Annotated in this window: 20 protein-coding genes and 2 tRNA genes; 13 read left to right on the top strand and 9 right to left on the bottom strand. The window is 36.8% G+C overall.

Features of this window, described 5'->3' with window-relative positions:
• Positions 1-19 precede the first annotated feature (19 nt).
• Positions 20-535: a heavy-metal-associated domain-containing protein gene (locus FLUTA_RS05485; protein ID WP_013685866.1), complete on the bottom strand. Its 516-nt coding sequence runs from the start codon at positions 533-535 to the stop codon at positions 20-22.
• Positions 536-671: 136 nt separating this feature from the next.
• Here FLUTA_RS05485 and FLUTA_RS05480 point away from each other — a divergent pair, with 136 nt between their 5' ends.
• The gene (locus FLUTA_RS05480) at positions 672-1187 is read left to right on the top strand and encodes a DUF2480 family protein (protein WP_013685865.1); all 516 of its coding nucleotides are present in this window, start codon (positions 672-674) and stop codon (positions 1185-1187) included.
• On the opposite strand, the gene FLUTA_RS05475 is transcribed toward FLUTA_RS05480, so the two are convergent.
• Positions 1174-1785, bottom strand: coding sequence for a polysaccharide deacetylase family protein (locus FLUTA_RS05475; protein WP_013685864.1), 612 nt, complete (start codon positions 1783-1785; stop codon positions 1174-1176). The genes FLUTA_RS05480 and FLUTA_RS05475 overlap by 14 nt on opposite strands.
• Before the next feature lie 18 nt (positions 1786-1803).
• Positions 1804-5952 (bottom strand): glycosyltransferase family 117 protein, encoded by a 4149-nt coding sequence (locus tag FLUTA_RS20580; protein WP_013685863.1) that lies wholly within the window; start codon positions 5950-5952, stop codon positions 1804-1806.
• A 183-nt stretch (positions 5953-6135) separates the two neighbouring features.
• On the opposite strand from FLUTA_RS20580, the gene FLUTA_RS05460 reads away from it, so the two are divergent.
• Both FLUTA_RS05460 and FLUTA_RS05455 read left to right on the top strand, forming a co-directional pair.
• Positions 6136-6208 (top strand) — tRNA-Gln (locus tag FLUTA_RS05460).
• 182 nt (positions 6209-6390) lie between these two features.
• Positions 6391-7167: a hypothetical protein gene (locus tag FLUTA_RS05455; protein ID WP_013685862.1), complete on the top strand. Its 777-nt coding sequence runs from the start codon at positions 6391-6393 to the stop codon at positions 7165-7167.
• A 91-nt stretch (positions 7168-7258) separates the two neighbouring features.
• On the opposite strand, the gene FLUTA_RS05450 is transcribed toward FLUTA_RS05455, so the two are convergent.
• A complete protein-coding gene (locus FLUTA_RS05450) occupies positions 7259-8443 on the bottom strand; it encodes an ATP-binding protein (protein ID WP_013685861.1) in 1185 nt (394 codons plus the stop codon).
• Between the two features lie 374 nt (positions 8444-8817).
• Between FLUTA_RS05450 and FLUTA_RS05445 the strand changes: the two genes are divergently transcribed.
• Positions 8818-9684, top strand: a complete 867-nt coding sequence (locus FLUTA_RS05445) for a DUF2971 domain-containing protein (protein ID WP_013685860.1) — start codon at positions 8818-8820, stop codon at positions 9682-9684.
• 127 nt (positions 9685-9811) lie between these two features.
• Here FLUTA_RS05445 and FLUTA_RS05440 read toward each other — a convergent pair whose 3' ends face one another.
• A complete protein-coding gene (locus tag FLUTA_RS05440; RefSeq protein WP_013685859.1) occupies positions 9812-10582 on the bottom strand; it encodes a DUF4190 domain-containing protein in 771 nt (256 codons plus the stop codon).
• A gap of 85 nt (positions 10583-10667) precedes the next feature.
• Here FLUTA_RS05440 and FLUTA_RS05435 point away from each other — a divergent pair, with 85 nt between their 5' ends.
• The 3 genes from FLUTA_RS05435 (at position 10668) to FLUTA_RS05425 (ending at position 12046) form a co-directional block, all read left to right on the top strand.
• Complete coding sequence (locus tag FLUTA_RS05435; protein ID WP_013685858.1) at positions 10668-10877, top strand: helix-turn-helix domain-containing protein; 210 nt, start codon at positions 10668-10670, stop codon at positions 10875-10877.
• Between the two features lie 78 nt (positions 10878-10955).
• The gene (locus FLUTA_RS05430; RefSeq protein WP_013685857.1) at positions 10956-11690 is read left to right on the top strand and encodes a hypothetical protein; all 735 of its coding nucleotides are present in this window, start codon (positions 10956-10958) and stop codon (positions 11688-11690) included.
• Between the two features lie 2 nt (positions 11691-11692).
• A complete protein-coding gene (locus FLUTA_RS05425) occupies positions 11693-12046 on the top strand; it encodes a hypothetical protein (RefSeq protein ID WP_013685856.1) in 354 nt (117 codons plus the stop codon).
• On the opposite strand, the gene FLUTA_RS20575 is transcribed toward FLUTA_RS05425, so the two are convergent.
• Complete coding sequence (locus FLUTA_RS20575; RefSeq protein WP_013685855.1) at positions 12043-13266, bottom strand: site-specific integrase; 1224 nt, start codon at positions 13264-13266, stop codon at positions 12043-12045. The two genes, FLUTA_RS05425 and FLUTA_RS20575, sit on opposite strands and share 4 nt — an antisense overlap.
• A 117-nt stretch (positions 13267-13383) precedes the next feature.
• Between FLUTA_RS20575 and FLUTA_RS05415 the strand changes: the two genes are divergently transcribed.
• The 5 genes from FLUTA_RS05415 (at position 13384) to FLUTA_RS21925 (ending at position 16866) form a co-directional block, all read left to right on the top strand.
• A tRNA-Gln gene (locus tag FLUTA_RS05415) sits at positions 13384-13456 on the top strand.
• A gap of 440 nt (positions 13457-13896) precedes the next feature.
• Positions 13897-14286: a RidA family protein gene (locus FLUTA_RS05410; RefSeq protein WP_013685854.1), complete on the top strand. Its 390-nt coding sequence runs from the start codon at positions 13897-13899 to the stop codon at positions 14284-14286.
• Between the two features lie 378 nt (positions 14287-14664).
• Positions 14665-16125 carry an Ntn hydrolase family protein gene (locus FLUTA_RS05405; protein ID WP_013685853.1) on the top strand — a complete coding sequence of 487 codons (1461 nt, stop codon included), beginning with the start codon at positions 14665-14667 and terminating at the stop codon, positions 16123-16125.
• Between the two features lie 57 nt (positions 16126-16182).
• Positions 16183-16683, top strand: a complete 501-nt coding sequence (locus tag FLUTA_RS05400) for a hypothetical protein (protein WP_013685852.1) — start codon at positions 16183-16185, stop codon at positions 16681-16683.
• A 54-nt stretch (positions 16684-16737) separates the two neighbouring features.
• Positions 16738-16866: a hypothetical protein gene (locus FLUTA_RS21925; RefSeq protein WP_280985161.1), complete on the top strand. Its 129-nt coding sequence runs from the start codon at positions 16738-16740 to the stop codon at positions 16864-16866.
• Between the two features lie 52 nt (positions 16867-16918).
• On the opposite strand, the gene FLUTA_RS05395 is transcribed toward FLUTA_RS21925, so the two are convergent.
• Positions 16919-18481, bottom strand: coding sequence for a PQQ-dependent sugar dehydrogenase (locus tag FLUTA_RS05395; protein WP_013685851.1), 1563 nt, complete (start codon positions 18479-18481; stop codon positions 16919-16921).
• 24 nt (positions 18482-18505) lie between these two features.
• On the bottom strand, positions 18506-18910 hold the full coding sequence (locus tag FLUTA_RS05390) for a DUF3592 domain-containing protein (protein ID WP_013685850.1): 405 nt from the start codon (positions 18908-18910) through the stop codon (positions 18506-18508).
• Between the two features lie 109 nt (positions 18911-19019).
• Between FLUTA_RS05390 and thiL the strand changes: the two genes are divergently transcribed.
• Positions 19020-20060, top strand: a complete 1041-nt coding sequence (gene thiL, locus FLUTA_RS05385) for a thiamine-phosphate kinase (RefSeq protein WP_013685849.1) — start codon at positions 19020-19022, stop codon at positions 20058-20060.
• Between the two features lie 57 nt (positions 20061-20117).
• Here the strand turns inward: thiL and FLUTA_RS05380 are convergent, their stop codons facing one another.
• Positions 20118-20393, bottom strand: coding sequence for a hypothetical protein (locus FLUTA_RS05380; protein WP_148235393.1), 276 nt, complete (start codon positions 20391-20393; stop codon positions 20118-20120).
• Between the last annotated feature and the right edge of the window lie 21 nt (positions 20394-20414).

The raw sequence follows: 20414 nt of genomic DNA, 5'->3' as shown, positions 1-20414 counted from the left end.
CTACAAATAGTGATTGTTTTTAGTTGATCAAATGAGAGAAAAATGATAAAACATTTGGAATTTTCCAGGATGTTTCTGAAACGTCTACGTTAATTTTACTCGTTTTTGTTTCAGTAACAACGGTTGTTGAAGGACTGCTGGATTTAGCTGTTTCTTCGATATCCGTTGAACTCGTCTTGCCTGTTGTAAATTGTTTTTCATTAATAGTCTCGATAATGGAAATAATTTTATCGGCAGAAATTTTAGATTTATCAAAGGTAACGTAAGCCGTGTTTGTTTTTCTTCCTGTTTCAAAATCGTAAGAAACACGATCAACAGCCCCCGTTTCTTTCAAAGCCATTCGGATGGAACCTCCGCATGCATGTTCACAACTCATACCCGAAACTTCAATGGCCAATTTTCGATCAGCTTGAACGGGATCTAATTTTTTGTAAGCGACCTTTTTCTCAACTGAAATGATTTTTTTCTCTCCTGATGAACAAGATCCTAGTAAAAATAGGGAAGCTGTAATTCCTAAAAAAAGTGCGTTTTTCATGGCTTTATTTTTTGATTCGATAAATGTAAGGCATAAGGTGTAAATGGGTTCTTTAATTTTTGTTAAAATAGCTTTACAGGCATCGAAGTTTAACAACTGAGAGATTGATTCGGTCAGAATTCCGTAAATTTGTGGTATGTCTGAGATTGTCAATAAAATAGCACAAAGTGGATTAATAGCAGTTGATTTAGCTGATTATTGTCCGAAAAATTCGGAGTTTGCAGGTTTTGATTTTGAGCCTTCTTTGTGGCAAGGATTGGCGCTGAAGGAGAAAGATTTCCGTGAATACGTCAAGAATTTTGATTGGAATCAGTTTCAAAATAAGCATGTTTACTTGTTTTGCTCCGTTGAAGCGATTTTGCCTTCTTGGGCATTTATGTTGGTAAGCTCCAAGTTGGTTGGAATAGCAGATTCAGTAACTATTGGATCTCTTTCAGAAGCTAAGCAAAAAGCGTTGGAATTAACGATTAATCGATTGGATGTTGAGCAATTTTTGGATGGGAAATTGATTGTAAAAGGATGTTCTGATATCCCGAATCCAGAAGCTGTAATGTCTCAGTTTTTAGTGAAAGTTCAGCCCGTTTGTTCTAGCATTATGTATGGTGAACCTTGTTCTACCGTTCCAATTTACAAAAAGCCTAAGCAGAAATAGGCTTCGATTCAAATCCTTTTTCGTGTAATAGTTTGAATAACTGCGGAAGCAATTCACGTTGCCGTTCAGCAATTTTTGCATTGTCGTGAAGTACTAAAATATCTCCTTTTTTAATCCGAGTTGCTTCTGAAAGTATTTTCTCGTTGCTCACCGTCAAGTCATAATCGTAAGAAAGCCACGACCACATGATTATTTGGTGGGATTTTCCAATTTCTTTCGCAATACTTGGTTTTATTCGTCCATAAGGTGGTCTGAAAAGGGTCGTGGGATGATTTTGCTCAAATTCCCGAAAAGATGCTAAATAAACTTCTTTTTCTGTTTTTAGTGCATTGAAATGCTGCATGGTGTGGTTTCCAATAGCATGTCCTTCATCGGTAATTCGTTGAAATAATTCAGGGTATTTCAATGCGTTTTGACCCACACAGAAAAAGGTTGCTTTCCAATTGTATTCCTTCAATAAATCTAAAACAAAAGGAGTTATTTCTGGATTTGGTCCGTCATCAAAAGTGATGAAGATAATTGGTTCAGAAACAGAAAACCTCCACCTTAACCTTGGGAAAACCCAATCTGTTAAGCGTGGAGGTTTAAATAATTTCATATTAGAACAGTTATCGAATTAACGGTCCTGTGTATCATTTGCTTGTACACTATTCAACGGTTCTTCTGGTAACATCATTTCACTTCCTGCAGGCATTCCTGGCGAAGCAGGGTTTGCTGGAGCAGAAGGCATTTGAGTTCCAGTTAATTGATAACTGAAATCAATCGCATTCATTGTTCCTTGAAGTCGTTGCTTTTCTAAGCTGTAATCCATTTCATCATCTTCCAAAGAAAGTTGATCTAATTCTGTATAGATTCGTTTCAAATCTACATTGTAAAGACCTTCAATTCCTTTTGATGTACGAGCAAAAAGTACTCCGTTTGGATTCCCAATTCTTGGGTCTCCAGCAAATTTGTGAATGGTTGCGTAATTACCAACTGCAGCAATGTAATCAGGATAGTTATTTGCAGCGTATTTCGCGGGGCTATTTTTGAAATAACCTAGGATGCTCTCAATTTGACGTGCTACTTCTGCACCCAATTTTTCTGCTCCTTCTTTATCATTTGCACGGTATAGTAAACCAACGTAATCTTGTAATACTCCATCTTGGAATTGCGTGTATTCATTTCCATTTGCATCCGTAATTGGACCAGCAGAAGATGGTCTTTCGCCATAATCCAACACCACATTTGCAGGCATGACTTCTAATGATTTATGAATCAATTTAGACGCTCTTTTACGCAATTCAACAGCAGACATTCCCAATGCACTGTCAAAGGTGTTTTCCAATGAATCTGCAACGTTGTTTTGTCCAGAAGCACGCAAGTTTTTAATCATTGGTCCATATTGTTGCTTGCTAGTTTCCATTTGCTCTGCTTGAATCACATAATGTTCAGCCAATTGAGCAAACATTGTTCTAAACTGAACAGTTTGGCGTCTTGCATAGTAATCTGTCAATACATTTGGATCATTCATTTTTCCGAAGTGGTATGTCTCCATCAAATGTTTGTACATCAATTTTTCGTTAATTGGAGTACTTCCTTTTGCTGTAATTGGAGAAATTTCCCAAGCCATACCATTTGTACGTAAATGTCCGCTTTGATACATTGCCGTAGAAACTTCTGTGTTTCCAGGAGAAGTAAAGTACATTGGACGTTTCCAATCATTGTTCGCCAACATATCCAAAATCATGATATCTGATTTCGTAATAGCTTGAACGGATCTTGCATTGAATCGGAAACGAATTTCATCTTCACACTCATTTGCTTCTTCAGCAGTAATAATTTTAGAAGCAATTGCATTTTTCTTGTTTACTGGTAAAATAAATCCAGTACAAGGAATAACACGTAAAGATGCTGTTCCATATTTCACGATGTTTTCATCATCTTTCATGAAACTAATTACTTCTTTAATTGGAAGGAATGACCAAGAATCTTCCCAAGAGCTCATCAAAGTTTGCAATTGTTCCAAGCCTTTTACATCCGTTTCAATCATTTGATTGCGGTATGCTTCAAAGATTTCCAAGATTCCATTTTGCATTCCCTCAAGGGTTGTCAGAGTTGCTGAATCTGCTGATGTCGTAAACGCTGCACGAATTTCAGAAATTCGTGGTTCGTATGAAGGGTCTTTTGAAGTCACAGCATTTAAAACTCCTGAAGCTGTTGCAGCAAAAGAAGCATAAGCTTGGTTAAATTCTCTTGGACTTCTTTCGCGTTTCATTTTGAAGATTCTCTCCACTGTTTCGCGTTTAATCCCTTGACTCAATAACTGAGTTGTTGATTGGAAAAATGCTTGATCCGTTCCACCTGCCCATTGAAGAATTTGATCTTCTCTGAAAGTAATAGGCAATGGTTCAGAATCGTACATTTTCATTTTCATTTGATTCGTGTACCAATCTGTATCGAATAAACTGGTGTTACAAACACGCACATCTGTACTTACACCTTCTACCTCTTGCAAATACCACAATGGGAAAGTGTCGTTATCGCCAACAGAGAAAATAATTCCGTTTTTCTCACAAGATTTCAAGTAGTTATAAGCTAAATCATGAGCCGATGTTTTTTCGGAACGATCGTGATCATCCCAACCTTGAGAACCCATGATGTATGGAACAAACAATGTTAGAACGGTAAATGCAATTGCACCCACATTGTTGTTCGGGAGCACTTTCCGCAAGCCATAGGCTATTCCGAGGAGTGCTAAAGCAATAGCTGCAATGGTTATCCAAGTTGCAAAAATGTGGAATCCTCCAGGTATTGCAAAGAATAGAATGAACACCGTAAGTCCACCAAAGCCAATCAACATGTTTTTCCAGTCTACTTTCGAGAAGTTTTTATAGGCATCATAAAGCGCTAAGACACTCAATCCTATCCAGAAGGCGAAGGCGTAGAAGGAGGCAGCATACGCATAATCTCGCTCGCGTGGCTCATAAGGTTTTTGATTCAAGTAAATCACAATCGCAACTCCTGTAAAGAAGAACGTCAAGAATACAATGAACGCATCTTTTGGAGCTCGGTAAAAATGGAAGATTACTCCAATTACACCTAAAATTAAAGGCAATAACCAGAAATTATTGTGCGCTGGATTTTCCAATGTATAGTAAGGAGCATTTTCTTGGCTACCTAATCGCGCATCATCAATGTATGAGAACCCAGAAATCCAGTTTCCACGCATGGCATCACCATGTCCTTGGAAATCATTCTGACGACCTGCAAAGTTCCACATGAAATAACGCCAATACATCCAGTTCATTTGGTATCTGAACATGTATTGCATATTCTCACCAAAACGAGGAAGTCTCAATCCATCAGCTCCAAGTTCATCCGCATCTGTTACATCCGTTGCGTCATAACCTGACCAATTTTTGTAAGCTGCAATTTTCGGATCTCTTGGATCATTGGAAGTATAGTGCATCCTTGGTAAGAAGGTCGTTTGAGCGTATACTTGCTTATTGTTTTTACGAGTAGTTTCATTACTAGAGAAATATTTTTCTTTGACAGAAAATCCTCCACCTTTTGCTGTTACCCATTCATTGGCTTCTTTTTCAGTTAGAAATGCTTTTGCTTCCAATCCTGTTGAATTGTTTGTAATCACAAATCGTCTCAAGAAATAAGGGCTTCCATCTCCAAAAGTGGATGGATCAGCAAGCTCTGAATTCCAATATTGTCCGTTTAAAATTGGCCAAGATCCATATTGTTCACGTTTCAAATAGGCGTGAAGCGTCACTAAGTTTTCAGGGTCATTTTCATCCAATGGTGTATTTGCATTCGAACGAATAACAATCACAGCAAATGATCCATAACCAATCAATAAGAACAACAAACTCCAAACTGCAGTGTTCATCAAAGGTTTCATTTTTCGTTTTGCATATTTAAATGCCCAAAGAAATCCAGCGATTAACAAAAGGAAGAAGAAAATAGTTCCTGTGAAGAATGGTAAACCAAAAGAATTTACGAAAGAGACCTCAAACCAAGATGCCAAAGCAACTGTTCCTGGGATTATTCCTTCTTGAACGAATCCAAGAACTACTACTGATATTAAACCAGTTAGAATAATTCCTTTTAGATTTGTTTTCTCCCAAAGGTTGAAATAGATTACATAAGCAATGGCTGGCACTGCAAGTAGACCCAATAAATGGACACCAATTGCTAAACCGAACATGAACCAAATCAAAATCATCCAACGCATCGGAGATCGAGAGTCTTTAATTTCACCGTGTTTGATACCAATCATTTCGGCATCCCATTTCAAAATCATCCAAAAAATTGCTGCAGTAAACAACGAAGACATCGCATAAACCTCACCCTCAACAGCTGAGAACCAGAATGAATCAGAGAAAGTATATGCCAAGGCACCAATAATTCCTGCTCCAAGTGTTGCAATCTGATCACCTCTCGACCAATCTCTGTCTTTTCGTTGCATGATTTTCTTTGCAAACATGGTGATTGACCAATACAAGAACAAAATGGTAAATGAACTACACAATGCTGACAAGCGGTTAATCCAAACTGCTACCATTTCTGGCTCTGCAAAGAACGAGAATAAACGTCCAAGTAACATGAATAACGGTGCGCCCGGAGGGTGACCAACTTCTAATTTATTTGCTGCTGTAATGTATTCCCCACAATCCCAGAGTGAAACTGTGTCTTCAATGGTTAGGAAATAAACAATCGTTGCGATTAAAAAAACCAACCAGCCAGTAAGGTTATTTAGTTTGTTGTAATTCATGATTTACTTTGAAAGTTTGACTTGCGAAGTTATAAATATATTGTGACGATTCCGCACAGAAATGCTGAAAATTGCTAAATGAATGAAATTCAATGTATTTTAACTTTTTTGTCCAAAAAAATCCATTTTTTTTAAAAGATGTCTTGGAGAAAAAGAATTTAGTATTAACTTTGCCCTCGCAATTGGCCCATGGTGTAACTGGCAACACGTCGGTTTTTGGTACCGAAGAGTCTAGGTTCGAGCCCTAGTGGGCCAACAGAAAAGGGAGAAAAAAGGAGTTTAGAAATAAGCTCCTTTTTTTGTGGGTGTTTGTTTGATGGTGGAAGATCGACAAATCGACAAATTTAAGTGGGACGGGATTTGGTACAGTTATTGGAAAAATCTTATTCTTTTGCACCGCTCATCTTGGCTTGTTAACTTTAGGATTAAAAAGGGCAAATGAAAGACACTATTTACACTAACCATTCCGACACAGTAATCAACCTGAATCAATCAAGAGATTTAAAGCCAATTGTCATCCATAATAAGTATGAAAACAAATTGCTGGCGGATGAAAGTAATTTCTCAATAGCTGGTTTTTGGATATCAGTTGCAGTAGCCGTTGTTTCTTTAGGTGCTCTTTTAATTTCCTATCTAGCGATGAGAGCTACTAATAGGAGTAATAGACAGCAGATTGAACAGGCTAACAAGAATAATCGGCAACAGATTTTAGTTGGAAAGATTGAAGAGATATACGAGTGTGTAACAACTTTGAATTACTATTATCGGACTTTTCAATTCATTTATAATCAACTTAATGAATCCCATGATTCCGAAAAACATACTGCAAATGAACGTTCAGATTGGGGGAAAGAATACACGAATTCTGTAGAGCAATTTGTTAAAAGAAATAACGTTGAAGATTTGCATAAAATTACAGCAAGATTGCGGGTTCTTTCTAATACTTATTTAAGTGGAGAACTTCAATTGAAATGTTTGACTTACAATGATATGTTTGAAAAAATGATGGATGCAGTAATTTACGGGCAAAAATTTTTGCAAGGGGCATTTTATAAGGAAGGATTTCCTGAGGCATTGGTTCTACAACAATATCTTGAGGCTATACAAAACGATCTGGTGAAAATTAATGAATTGGGTTCGGAATCATTATCTCAAGAAAAGATAGGTGAATACAGAAGGACAACATTTAAAAAGGACTTGGGTCTAATCAAATAGTTTCTGAACAAAGACTGTTACTTTGCTCCGTAAAAGCTGCCAATCTCTTTGACTTCTATTGTGAGAGAATGAATAAAAGTTAGTTCATCCATTAGTCTTCCTCAATTGCTCCAGTTATTTTGGCTCGTCTTAGAAAATCGGCAAATAGAGGCACTGTAAAATCAATTTGACCGTGAGAAGGGGCATAAATGAATCCTTTTCTTATCAAAGTGGCTCTTGTTGGACTTGCAGATGTTGGTCTGACTTTCATTTTGGCTGCAACATCCGACATGGAATAAGGTCCGTCACCCAATTCAGCCATTGCTCCCATTAACTTTTTCTCTCTATTTATTGCACGATCAAACCGCACCTTGAAAAAGCTATCATCTAATTCGTTTAATGTTTCCGTTTTTGCAGCAACAACATCGTCTACCGAAATGGGAGATTTTGCAGCTTGATTCCAAGTGTGTTTACCTAGTTCTTGAATGAAGTAAGGATAGCCTTGGGTAATGGTGATTGCTTCCAGAATGGCTTTATCTGTAAATTCAACCCCCAAATCTTTAGCGGGTTGAGAAATAGCTAATTCAACTTCAGGACTTACAAGATTGCTCACAGGAATGAATTCGAATAGACGCTCTGAATATGATTTAGCATCGCCAGCCATTGCTGCAATTGACGGTAGGCCGGCGCAAATAACGACAAGCGGTAATTCAAGCTGAGAGACTTTATGACAAGAGGCAATTAATGCTGCCATGTCTGACTCTTTTAGATATTGTGTCTCATCAATTAAAATACAAACGGATTTTCCTTCCTCTTTAGCGGCATTTCCTATATGTACAAACATATCAATCAAATCGGTTTCAAAATTTCCAGAGTCGGCCTCTCCTGCTATTGCATCGATGTCAATACTTATTTCTGGTCCATCCGGTATCGTTAAAGACAGTGATTTTAACACGCGAAATGCCTTCTTTAATTTATCCTTAGCATTCTCAAATAAACTGATTTGCAGAAGTATCTTTCGAATATGGTTTGTCATTTTAACATCGAACTTGTCGTTTTCGGACATTTCTATTTGTTCTACAATATAGTCATCCTCTGTAGCCATCGTATTGAGGCGATTAAGTAATACTGTTTTACCAACCCCTCTTAAACCATAAAGCATAATTGATCTTTGAGCACGTCCCGCTTTAACCCGTTTAAACAAAATATTTGCTTTAGTTAAAATACCGTCTCTACCTGCTAAATATGAGGGGCGACTTCCTGCTCCAGGATTATAGGGATTTAGAATAGGATCCATGAAATATATTAAATTATAATGCAATATAGCTAATTATTTACAGGTATACAAGTTTGCTTTTTTTTAAGGTACGAATGGGGGCAATTATTGGTACACTTTTGCCGAAATGAACCAATTCTATGGATGATTATGGAAAGTGGCAGAGATTGGCTCTTTTGTAGTTATGGTGTTGAAGTGGGAAGTCGGTCAGAGGTAGAGTAGTCTAGGTTCGAGCCCTAGTGGGCCAACAGAAAAGGGAGAAAAAAGGAGTTTAGAAATAAGCTCCTTTTTTTGTGGGTGTAAGTTTGGTGGTGGAAGTTCGAAATTTCGACAAAATGACTAGGGACGGAATTTGGTACAGAATTACTATATTGAACCATCTAAATTTTTACAAAATGAACAGCAATATTCCTGATGTATTCAAAGATCAAGACACTATTTATCATTATACGGCTTTAAATACAGCAATAGAACATATTCTTTTTGAAAAGCAACTTCGATTTTCGCCAAGAGTTCATTCAAATGATCCGATTGAATTTTTGAAGTCAATAGGAGGGAAGGGTGGAGCATATAGGGATATTGAGCAAATGCAGGAAATTGAGATTAGAACAGCAGTTGATGCAGATACTGTTTCTTTGGAATTAAAGAGAAAGTTTGAACAAGCCAAGCAATTGTGTTTTTGCCAGAATGAATCGGTAAAAAATCAAGGACAAACTAATTTTGATGAGGAATATTATGGTTTTCTTAAACCTAGAATGTGGGATCAGTATGGAGATCGGTATAATGGAGTGTGTCTTTCATTTTCAAAGTCTAAACTATTAGAAATACATAAAGATTTAAGTCAAGAGATTGAATATTTGCCTTACCGAAGGTTGTATAAGGATGCTTCTATTAGACTTAATGAGCTGGATGAATTAGGTTATCAGCAGTATAGTGAATTGGCTTTTGAAAAGATGGTACGGGATTTATCCAAAAAGCATATTGATTATTCTGGAGAGTGTGAATTTCGCTTATACTCCTTCAGTGAGGAGCAATATGAATATCTGGATATCTCAAATGCAATCAATGGAATTATTGTGCCAAGAAGAAATTTGTCAAAGTTTGCAGAACAACAATTAACTCAATTTTCCAAGAATATGAATATTCAAATGCTTTATTTGAATTGGAGAAGTGATGGCATATCAGTAACCACATTAGAGGAAGATGAAAGAGTATATAAAATTGTAATGAAGAATTTGGAAACCTTGAAGATCAATTCTTAATTCTTTCCGAATATTGTCTAGTCGCTGATTAACTTGCCATTTTCTATTCGTAAACGATACGCTTTTCTTCCCTCCGAATCCACAGGATAGAAATCCATATCGTAGCGTTTAGAATTTTTAAATCAATTTAGAGATCAAATGCAAAAAGCGTAGCTGCGATAACACCTAACCATCCCAATATTAAACCGATGATACCCAATGGCTCGGAATCTCCATTTTTTATTGTTAGTACTAAACCATAAATGAAAAACAGTAAGCTTATAAGAGCTAAGATTGTTAATCCAAGTCCAAACGGTAAGAAGAAGAAACAACAAAAGACAAGCCAACCAAAGCCTATTAAAACACCTGAAATTGCCATTCCTCTTCCTGCGTATAAATCAGGGTGTTTACGGATGCGATGTGATTGAATCATTCCTAAAGTGATTGCGATAATTGAAATACCCAACAAACCGAGTATCAAACTACTTATCGCCATACCCTTTCTTTTTTTAGTTTCTTGTGGTTGTGAATCATCTATACTCAATCCAATCGAAGGTTTTGGAGATAGTCGCTCAATTGTTGTTGGAATAGAGACTTGCCGGAGTAAGTTGTTTGATCTGGTATCTGCTGTCTTGGATATTTCTGAATTTTGATTTTCCTCTTCTCCCATATTGGAGTTGTCAATTCTATCTATTGACTTAAATTCGGTAGAAGAAGTGGATTCAGTGATTGTGATTTCTGATTTGCGAATAGTCGCATGATACTCAATTGTATCTATGGTTCGTTCATTAACTTCGGATTTTACTCCACGTTTCCATTCAATGTGGTATCCTTTACTAAAAAGACGTTTTTCGATTGTGCAACCTGTGGTTAGTGCAATAATCAATAAGCAAAAGGATATAAAAGTTGATGTTTTCATTTGTTTTGGTTTTGTGAGTTGCAAATTTATTAATTATAACCGAACGGTCATTGTGTAGGTGCTTATAAAAAATGACTTTTCGGTCATGAATTCTGCATTAGATGATGAAAAATTGTTACGTCTCGCTGAACGTGTTAGAGAACTTCGTATATCTAAGGGATTGACACAAAATGATGCATTTGCGGATACAGGAATACATTTTGGTAGAATTGAACAAGGAAAGCGTGATATTTCGTTTACCACGCTTTGTAAGTTGGCTGATTATTTTGAAATAAACTTGGAATCATTTCGTTAATGTATTTTATCCAGTTTAACTCTTAAATTTCTGTAAAAAAACGTTGCTAGTCTTATTAGTAATGCTAATTTTGTTTGTATGATGCAAATGGTAACTCCATCGGTAACTTCTAACTCTGCGATGAATTCGTATGTGAAAGGATTTGACGCACCTAAGCAAGTTAAGGATGTAATAAAAACGGTGTACGGAGCACGAATTGAGCGCCGTAAGTTGGAAAGAAATGCTCAGGTCTTACAGAAAAATTTGGAAGGTTTTAAAGCGTTTCATGAAGGGTTTTTGGATGCTTCCAAAAAATATCATCAGATCTTGGGTAGAATTCCATATCTCGAATTAGAAAATACAGAACAACTTTCTCAACAAGCGGTTAGTACTCTCCAGTTTAGAGAAAACGCTTTAAAGAAGTTAAATGAAAAATACAAATACCCGATTATTAAGGAAATCATTTCACTTATTGAAAATTTGGTTATAGTCAATACAAACATTTATAAGGATTCAGCCACTTTTATTTCTTCTCATTCGCCTATAGGCGCTTTGGAACGAGGCTATATTTTGATTTCTGACTTAGATGATGAGACATTGACGCTTGATATCAATTTTAAAATTGATTTGGCTACAGACGATGGAGAAATTAGAGGTGAACTAGAAGAGCTAGATATTGTCGTTTACGAAAATAGTGTGACGGAGGTGACCGCAAGTGTCCGTGAGTATATTAAAGATATTTATGATGATTTGCGCAATACAAAGAATTCGCTTTTGAGCTCAGAATTAAAAATTCAAAAGGAGATATTAACCACTTTCATAATTGAAAATTAATTATGGCTTTTCAAGTTTTTAAGGAATCAGAAGTCAATAAGTCTGTGCTTAAAAAAGCTCCTCTAAAAATTAAATCTGGGAGTAAATCGAAGCATATTACTGGCTGGCTTTGTATAGGGGAGAAGAAAATTATTCATATGAGAATTCCTAATGCTCATTCCAAAGAATTTAAGGGAGGGAAAGCTGGTGAACTGGCAAGAAAATTATTTCTAAACCAACCAGAATACAAATCTTTCATTGAATGTTCGATGTCAGCCGTTGAATATGAGATTGTATTGAAAAGGGAGTATGAGAAAGAGGAAAAGTTGAAAGCAGAAGAGTTCAAAAAACTCGAAGAAGCAAAGAAAGAATCTTAAGCCACCCGACCCTTAAAGAACTCATGTTGACTTGCCAAACTCGCATGTTCTTCCTTAGTAACTTTGATGTATTTCAAGAACACTTTCTCTGTACGGTGTCCTGTTATCGCCATAATCGCTAACGTTGGAACGCCTGCTTTGTATGCATTGGTAGCGAAACTCCTTCTAGCGGTATGGGATGAAACAACATCACATTTCTCGCTAGTGGTTTTGATTTTCTTTCCTCCGCATGTTCTCGTTAAAGTTACTGAATCCGTCAAACCGACAATACGACAAACTTCTTTAATGTACTGATTGAATTTTTGGTTGGAAATCAATCGAGGTGTTCCGTTGTACTTGTCGAGTATTGATTTGGCAATAGTATGTAGCGGAATGATTACTTCCTCATCTGTCTTCTCTGTGCGTACTTTTAGCATTGTACCACCATTGATGAGACTATTCTTGTTCAACTTATCGTAATCTTGGGAACGAACACCAGTGTAGCAAGCCAAAAGAAATAAATCTCTTACATTGTCAAGGTGTTGGTTTGGCATGATGGTAGTTTTGATTAAGAACAACTCTTCTTCGTTCAGATAGATGGCTTCTGATTCTTCCGACGGCTTTTTAAAGTAGCGACTACGGTAGATGAGGTTTTGGTGTATTCCTTCTTCAAATGCAGAATGTAGAAACGTCTTTAGGTTCTTGATAATGTTTCCTATTGAATTGGTAGAAAGGTTTAAATCGGTTATGCAATGCGCTACCAAATTGTTGTAGAATGTTAGGTCGATTTTGTCGAATGTCAGTTTCACTTTCTTTGTTCGCTCGTATGCTTCTAGCTTAGTTAGTGTATTGCGCAACTGTTTTAGTGTGGCTGGTTTTCTAACTCCTAGCGAATTTTCAATGAACCTTTTAGCGTAGAAAACTAGTCTCTGGTCGTTGTCGATAGAAAAATCAGGATCGGTCAACTTCAATCTAATATCATTGATTCCATTTGACAAATTAGCGTTGGATAATTCGCCCTTCTGTTGGAGTACCCGAATGAGTGATAGTATTTCGGACTTGAAAGAGTTGATAAGAATGTTGGTTTCGATTTCACCAACTCCGTGTACGGTTTGTGTTTTCGGGTTGAACTTCCCTTCTTTGATAGAAATGCCTAATGTGCCTTTCACACGTAAGGACGAAACTGTGATGTCAGCATACAGATACTGCATACCCGACTTTTGTCTGATAGTTACTTTCATGATACTTGATTTTGTTGATTTTGTTGGGTTTGAAGTGGGGACGAATGGGGACAATTATTGGTACACTTTTGCCGAAATGAACCATTGCCATAGATGATTATAGAAAGTGGCGGAGATTGGCCCATGGTGTAACTGGCAACACGTCGGTTTTTGGTACCGAAGAGTCTAGGTTCGAGCCCTAGTGGGCCAACAGAAAAGGGAGAAAAAAGGAGTTTAGAAATAAGCTCCTTTTTTTGTGGGCATTGGTTTTCTGGCGACAGTTCCGACATTCTGACAAATTGACTAGGGACGGAATTTGGATCAAGACCAAATTCTGGGGACTAAGCATAAATTTGCGTTAATCGGAATAAAAAGAATCCAACATTCTTTGCACCACGAAACTGAGATCTGAAGGCGTTTTTTTTGTTCTCAACAACATGGCTCACATATTTAAACGCAAAGAAGAGCCAGCTTTGGCTGGTGAAGACGGAGTGTAGTCTGAAAGACGTGACACGAAGGTAGAAGAGCGCAAAGTTTTATTCTGTTTCATCAGCTAGAATTTATTGGATCTGCCTGTAATAAAACTGGATTGCAATATATTTCATGGGTGTAGAGAAATAAATCAAGTAAAACAAGTTGTATCTTTGAAACATGCAAACACAGAAAAAATTAATCAGTACTTCGTCTAGATTTGAACGCGAAATGGCTTTTTCAAGAGCGGTTGTTGTGGAAAACATGGTTTTTGTTTCTGGTTGTACGGGTTACGATTATGCTGCAGATAGTTTGCCTGAGGATGTAGTAACACAAACTGAACAAACTTTTCAAAATATAATCTACGCATTGAAAGAAGCTGGAGCTAGCTTGCAGGATGTTGTGCGTGTTACATACATCATTCCGAATCCAGCGGATATTCCTTTGTGCGCAGCAGTTATGCGAACTTATTTTCAGGATGTTTTACCCGCATGCACCTGTTACTGCGCTCCTTTGGTGAATGATGCCTTGAAAATAGAAATTGAAGTTACTGCAATCAAAAGCAAGTAAACAAAAGGGTGTTGACCCCATGTTTTATGATGATTATTCCTTTACAAACCTTACAATTCGTTTGAGAGTATCTGAATGGTAACTCAACCAATACAGAACTGCTGATAAATCTTTTATATTCAACGTTAGTAAATCTGATCGAGATTCTATTTGATTGATTTTAGCTCCTTTTTTTGTGGGCAATAGTTTGGTGGTTGAAGAGTAGAAGTAGAAAAATTGCAGTGGGGATGGGGTAAGGGACAGAATTACGAACCTCTGTGATTTTTGGAAATCGGGGTTTTCATCTTCATTAATGATTAAAAAAACAGAAATTAAATTTGTTCGTTTTCGAATGATTGTGTTTCTTTGATAAACCCCAACTGCATCAACTTTACTACCATGACAAAAATCAGAATCGCCCTTTTGCTATTCACCTTTGTTCTTACCATTCAGAACGGATCTGCCTGCACCATTTTTAGTGCAAAAGATAAAAAGGGGCAGGTGTGGGCCGGAAATAATGAAGACTATGTTTTTACATTTAAGAATTTAATCAACATTGTTCCGTCCAAAAAAGATTGTTTCGGATATGTTTATTTGAGCTATAATTATTCCGATGCATCGATGCAGGGCGGCTTCAATGAAGCTGGTTTGTTTTTCGATTTTAATTGGGTTCCTTATACTAAACGCAAAGAAAAATCAACAACGAAAGAACATTTTCCAGGTGGAGACGATAAAATGTTTGAATACATGATGGAGCATTTCACAACTGTTCAGCAGGTAATGGATTTTTATAAAAAGTATGAGGTGTGGAGTGTGGAATCTTCCCAACTTCATTTGGCAGATAAACAAGGTAATCTGGGGATTATTGTGGCTGACAGTATGTGGATTACCACGAATAATTACCTCGCTTCAACGAATTACAATTTATGTCATGCCGATCATGATGGAGACGATTGTTACAGAATGCCGATTGCTGAACGTTTATTGAAAAGCGGCGAACCTTCGCTTGATTTGTTTACTCAAATCTGTGACTCGACAAGTCAATTTGATGATACAGGAAGTGGCACCATCTATTCGAATATTCATAATTTGACAACCGGTGAGATTTGGTTTTATTTCGGACAGGATTATACCAATGCGTATAAAACTACTGTTCAGGAATTATTGAAATTGGGAAAAACTTCTATCTATATCAGTGATTTATTCAAAGACCAAACTTTGGTAAAAGCGTACACTGCTGCAAAGAACAAAAAGTATGAAGTCGCAATTGAAATCATGAATTCAATTCAGGATTCGACAAAACGTTCGAAGAAGATGCGTTTATTGGTTGCCAGTTTGCTGAATATGGAAGCGGATTTTGATAGCTATCCCATCTTTGAATATTATCTAAAAAGTATAATTTGGGAAGCAGGAGATTTTCGGGTAAATGGGATTGTTTTATACAGCAAGGGTGAAAAAGAGAAAGCCTTAGAGTCGATAGACGAAGGACTGAAAAAATTCCCAGGAAATGAAGACCTGATGAACCTGAAAGATCAACTGAGCGGAAAATTTGCTTCTGATGCCAATTACAAAATAGTATTGGAGGGATTCAAAGATGCCAAATCTGTGTTGTTGGAAGATTTTTCTTACTATAAACTGGGGAATTTGATGATAAAAGAAGGCGATAGTTGGGTATGTGGATACGCTTTAGTTCCTGATGACTTCTTTTTCAAATTTATTGTGGATGGAAAAGAAGTGTTGTCACCGCAATTCGGAACTTCTTCCTACCTTGGAATGCCCTGTAATCATGTGGTTATTAAGAAGAGTTTATTCCGAAAGTTGGCTTTTAAGATTTTCAAGTATAAATTCAGAGTCAAATAATTTCCATTGGTAGGAGCGTGATGGACAGAATAACTATTTTTTAGTAATTTCATTTTCATGCAAAAATTAATTTTACTTACTTCAGGCCTTGTCATTCTGTTTTTTACTCTTATGTGGATTGCATTTCCATTTTTGAATGATGTTTTATTGAAAGAGATTATGCGTTCAGCAAAATCAACTGGTTTTTCCAATAATTCGATTAATGGTTTACTTGCGCTTCGATTAAAAACTGCTCTGTCATTTGGGGCTATTCCCTTATTGTTATTCGGAAATCTCATGCTTATAAAACGATTAAAAAATCCAGAGTATCCAAGAAACAAATTTCGGAGAGTGTTTATACTGGTTATTGCGACTTATTTTATCGGGTTCTTTCTCAAATTTATGGTGATTAAACAGAATATAGCACTTTTCGAAAGATATAGAATCTCTGAAGCCATTGTAAATGATATTCCGTTGGATCAAATCTATTTTTATGATTTTCCATTGATATTGAATTTGATTACCTGTTTGCTTTTTTTTCTTTTTGCAAAAAGGAAAGTATCTTCTAACACTCTTTAACTTTCTTCCACTTCTTTTTTACCTACCTTACCCTGTAACGAAAAAGTGAGGAGTATGAAAAAGCAATTTTATCTGTCAAAAGAACCAAAGTTTTGCCCAGCGTGCGGAACTCCATTGCCTGAAGGACATGAACAATGTCCGAATCCCACTTGTCCTTCAAATACGCCGCCGCCAGTTCATTAATAGTTTAATTGATCAAAAGCTTCATCTTTTAGTAGGTGAAGCTTTTTTATAATCATTCCTTTACAAATTTTTGAACTCTCTTCAATGTCTCTGATTGGTAACTCAACCAATACAAGCCTGCTTTCAATTCGCTGATATCTAATGTTACAAGCTCGGAGAAGGTTTCGATTTCTTTGATTTTAGCTCCTCTCGCATCAAAAATTTGAATGGAACTAGGTTTGATCTCTGGAAGCTGAATATGGATTGTTCCATTCGAAGGATTGGGATAAATCTTAAAAGCGAGTGGTTGATTATTGGTTGTGTCAACAACCGTGTAAACGGTTATTTTGTCTGTATTTAAAGTTCCTCCACCGTTGTTGATCAGGTAGATTTTCTTGCCGTCGGGAGAAACTGCAATGTCTCGTAATCGACCATTTAATTGTTGATCTTCCGCAAAATATTTTTTCGGATTAGGGTTCTGAGATGTTGAAGGTGCAATTGTTCCTTGCGTGTTTAATTTAAATTGATAAACTTCCATATCCGTAAAATCACCATCTTTTAAAGTAACGAGAAGAATGCTATTTGTCCATGTAGGAATTGCTGTGCTCGTATAATGTGCGCCATCTGAAGGTGCAACTGTACACCAGGAGTTTCCATTGTTGGAATTCGGTATTTGTACTGCACAGATTGAATAAATAGGCTCCACTAAATGGTCATTTGAAATGAGTGGATTTGGAACATAATTGGTGACATAATTTGATTCACCAGGAAAATTATTGTCCGCATGATAACCACGAACGTCTTTCCAGCCATAGTTCATTCCTTTTTCCAATAGATTGATTTCATCATCAGTGCGATCCCCATGCTCAATGTCGTAAAGAAGATCTAAGTCTTTGTTGTAAACCAAACCCTGCGGATTGCGATGACCTCTTGTGTAGAATGAGTTTCCAGAAATTGGATTATCCGCAGGAATACTTCCGTCCATATTGAAACGGTGAATTTTTCCGTTGTCGGTGTTTGGGTCTTGAGCAAAATTATTCGGATTGTCCGTTTGTGGATTATAGCATTGCGGACTATTCGTTTCAGATGCCCCATGATCACCAATTGTGACGAATAGGTAAGGAATATTAGTTCGTTTAACAGCCAAAATTCTCCCTCCCCAATGATCATATCCATTGGAAATACCTGTTATAATATCTTGAAAACCGATTATTTGCTCGGTAGTTAAATCCCATTCCAATCTTCTGATTTTATAGCGGGTATCTGGGTTTGCTGTTGTTCCTGAATTGTAGGAATACATGAAATAAATGAAAGAGGATCCAAATGTAAGAAAGTTTGGATGGAGCGTTAAACCCAAAGTGCCCCTTCCGATGCCTAGTGATGGACAAAAAGGCGAGTTTTCTAAAGGACTTCCATCAAAATAATCTGCAGCGGAATGAACAATGGTTTTGTTTCCAGTTTGCGGATCGATTCGAGAAACTCTTCCGTTACTTTCTGTCACCCAAAGCATGGAATCGGGTCCAAAAGTAATTTCCCATGGAGCGGAAAGAGTAGTAGGGAGTTCTGATCGCGTGAAAATTTGGGCAACGCCAAAGAAAGAATTTAAGGTTAAAAGGAAAAGGGTGAATGTTTTCATATTTAGGGGTATGAATGCGATTATCTAAAAATCCAGTTGACTATTCGTTGGTTTTTTCGGGTCGTATTTAATATCAATTTCAGAATTGTTCTTATCCAATAAAAGAGTAATGATTCTTTTGTTTTTTAAACTATTCGGAATTTTGTCTATTCCTTTGTAGGTTTTTGAATTTACGTGATACTGGTAACGAACGGTGTAGAAATAGGCAACTGTTTTATTTCCGTATTCACTCATACTAATTTCTTCTATAGGTTTAATAGAAAGAATAATTCCTTTAGTTAATCCATCATAATTTTCAGCTTCTTTGTTTCTTTTCCAATCAGGGTAAAGAAATAGGAAAGCAAACAACAAGAACAAGCCTGAAAATAGAACGATCGTTCTGAAAATAGATTTCCAATCCCAAAAGAACCAATTAGAAGTTTTCTTCATAAGTTGAATCCATCTTTAATGACCGAAAGATACTGAATTCTGGAATTGAGCACATAATTTTCGGAAAGCTAATTCCATACTTCTATCTTTGTACCATATATTTTAACGAATGTCAGAAGAGAAAAGAACGGATTTGGAGTCCTTGGGTGAATTTGGAACTATTGATTTATTGACCAAAAACTTTTTGATTACAAGAGAATCAACGGCTTTTGGAATTGGAGATGATGCTGCAGTTCTGGAAAGAAATGAAGAGCAATACACCTTAGTTTCAACAGATATGTTGGTGGAAGGAGTTCACTTTAACCTGATGTACGTTCCATTTAAACATTTGGGGTATAAATCAGTTGCGGTGAATGTTTCTGATATTGCTGCTATGAATGGAACTCCAGAGCAAATTACTGTTTCAATTGCTGTTTCGAATCGGTTCCCTTTGGAAGCTTTGGAAGAATTGTATGACGGAATTCGCTTGGCATGTCAACATTATAAAGTGGATTTAGTTGGAGGAGATACAACATCATCCCGTTCAGGCTTGGTGATTTCTGTTACAGCTATCGGGGTGGTGGATAAATCGAAAGTGGTTTATCGATCTGGAGCTGGAACGAATGATTTGTTGGTTGTTTCAGGCGATTTGGGTGCTGCTTATGTGGGACTACAAGTTTTGGAACGTGAGAAAAGTGTTTTTCAAGCAAATCCGGATATTCAACCAGATTTGGATGGAAAAGATTATATCATTCAACGCCAATTGAAGCCAGAAGCTCGGATGGATGTGATTGCATATTTGAAAGAATTGGAAGTTGTTCCCACATCGATGATTGATGTTTCGGATGGTTTGGCTTCTGAGATATTACACCTGTGCAAATCGAGTAAGAAAGGAGCGATGGTTTATAATGCTAAGTTGCCAATCGATTCCTTGACTTCCACAACGGCACTTGATTTTAATCTGGATCCCGTGACTTGTGTGTTGAATGGGGGTGAAGATTACGAATTGTTATTTACAGTTTCTCAAAATGATTTTGATAAAATCAAAGGGAATCCGCACATGACTATTATTGGTTATATGACGGACGCAAGTGATGGAATTTATTTAGTAGATAAGAATGAATCATTAATTCCTTTGAGCGCTCAGGGTTGGGATCATTTTCAACAATAGGTAGGAAAAGAATAAAGCAAAAAAAATCCCGCTTTTCAATTGAAGAGCGGGATTTTTTTATCTCATATCTTTTTTGTCTTTCTTTCTCAATGGATCGGTAATGTCTCCGCCTTCAGGTGAAACATCTGGATTTGTTGAATCAATTACAGTACCTGTTCCAGTTGATAATGTATTACCACTGTTTGAACCAGCTCCATTTTTTAATTCTGGAGTAAGGCATTTCGTCGGTGACCCAACTGAATTCTCTGAAGATCGTGTATTAGGGTGGATATCAGCTTTTTGACAAGCTGCAAACACTACTAATAAGGATGCTATAATTGTTATCTTTTTCATATCGCTAAATCGCATACTGAA

The organism is Fluviicola taffensis DSM 16823, assembly GCF_000194605.1.
Lineage (GTDB): Bacteria > Bacteroidota > Bacteroidia > Flavobacteriales_D > Crocinitomicaceae > Fluviicola > Fluviicola taffensis.
Note: the sequence above shows the minus strand (reverse complement) of the source record. Positions and strands in the feature narration are given on the sequence as shown.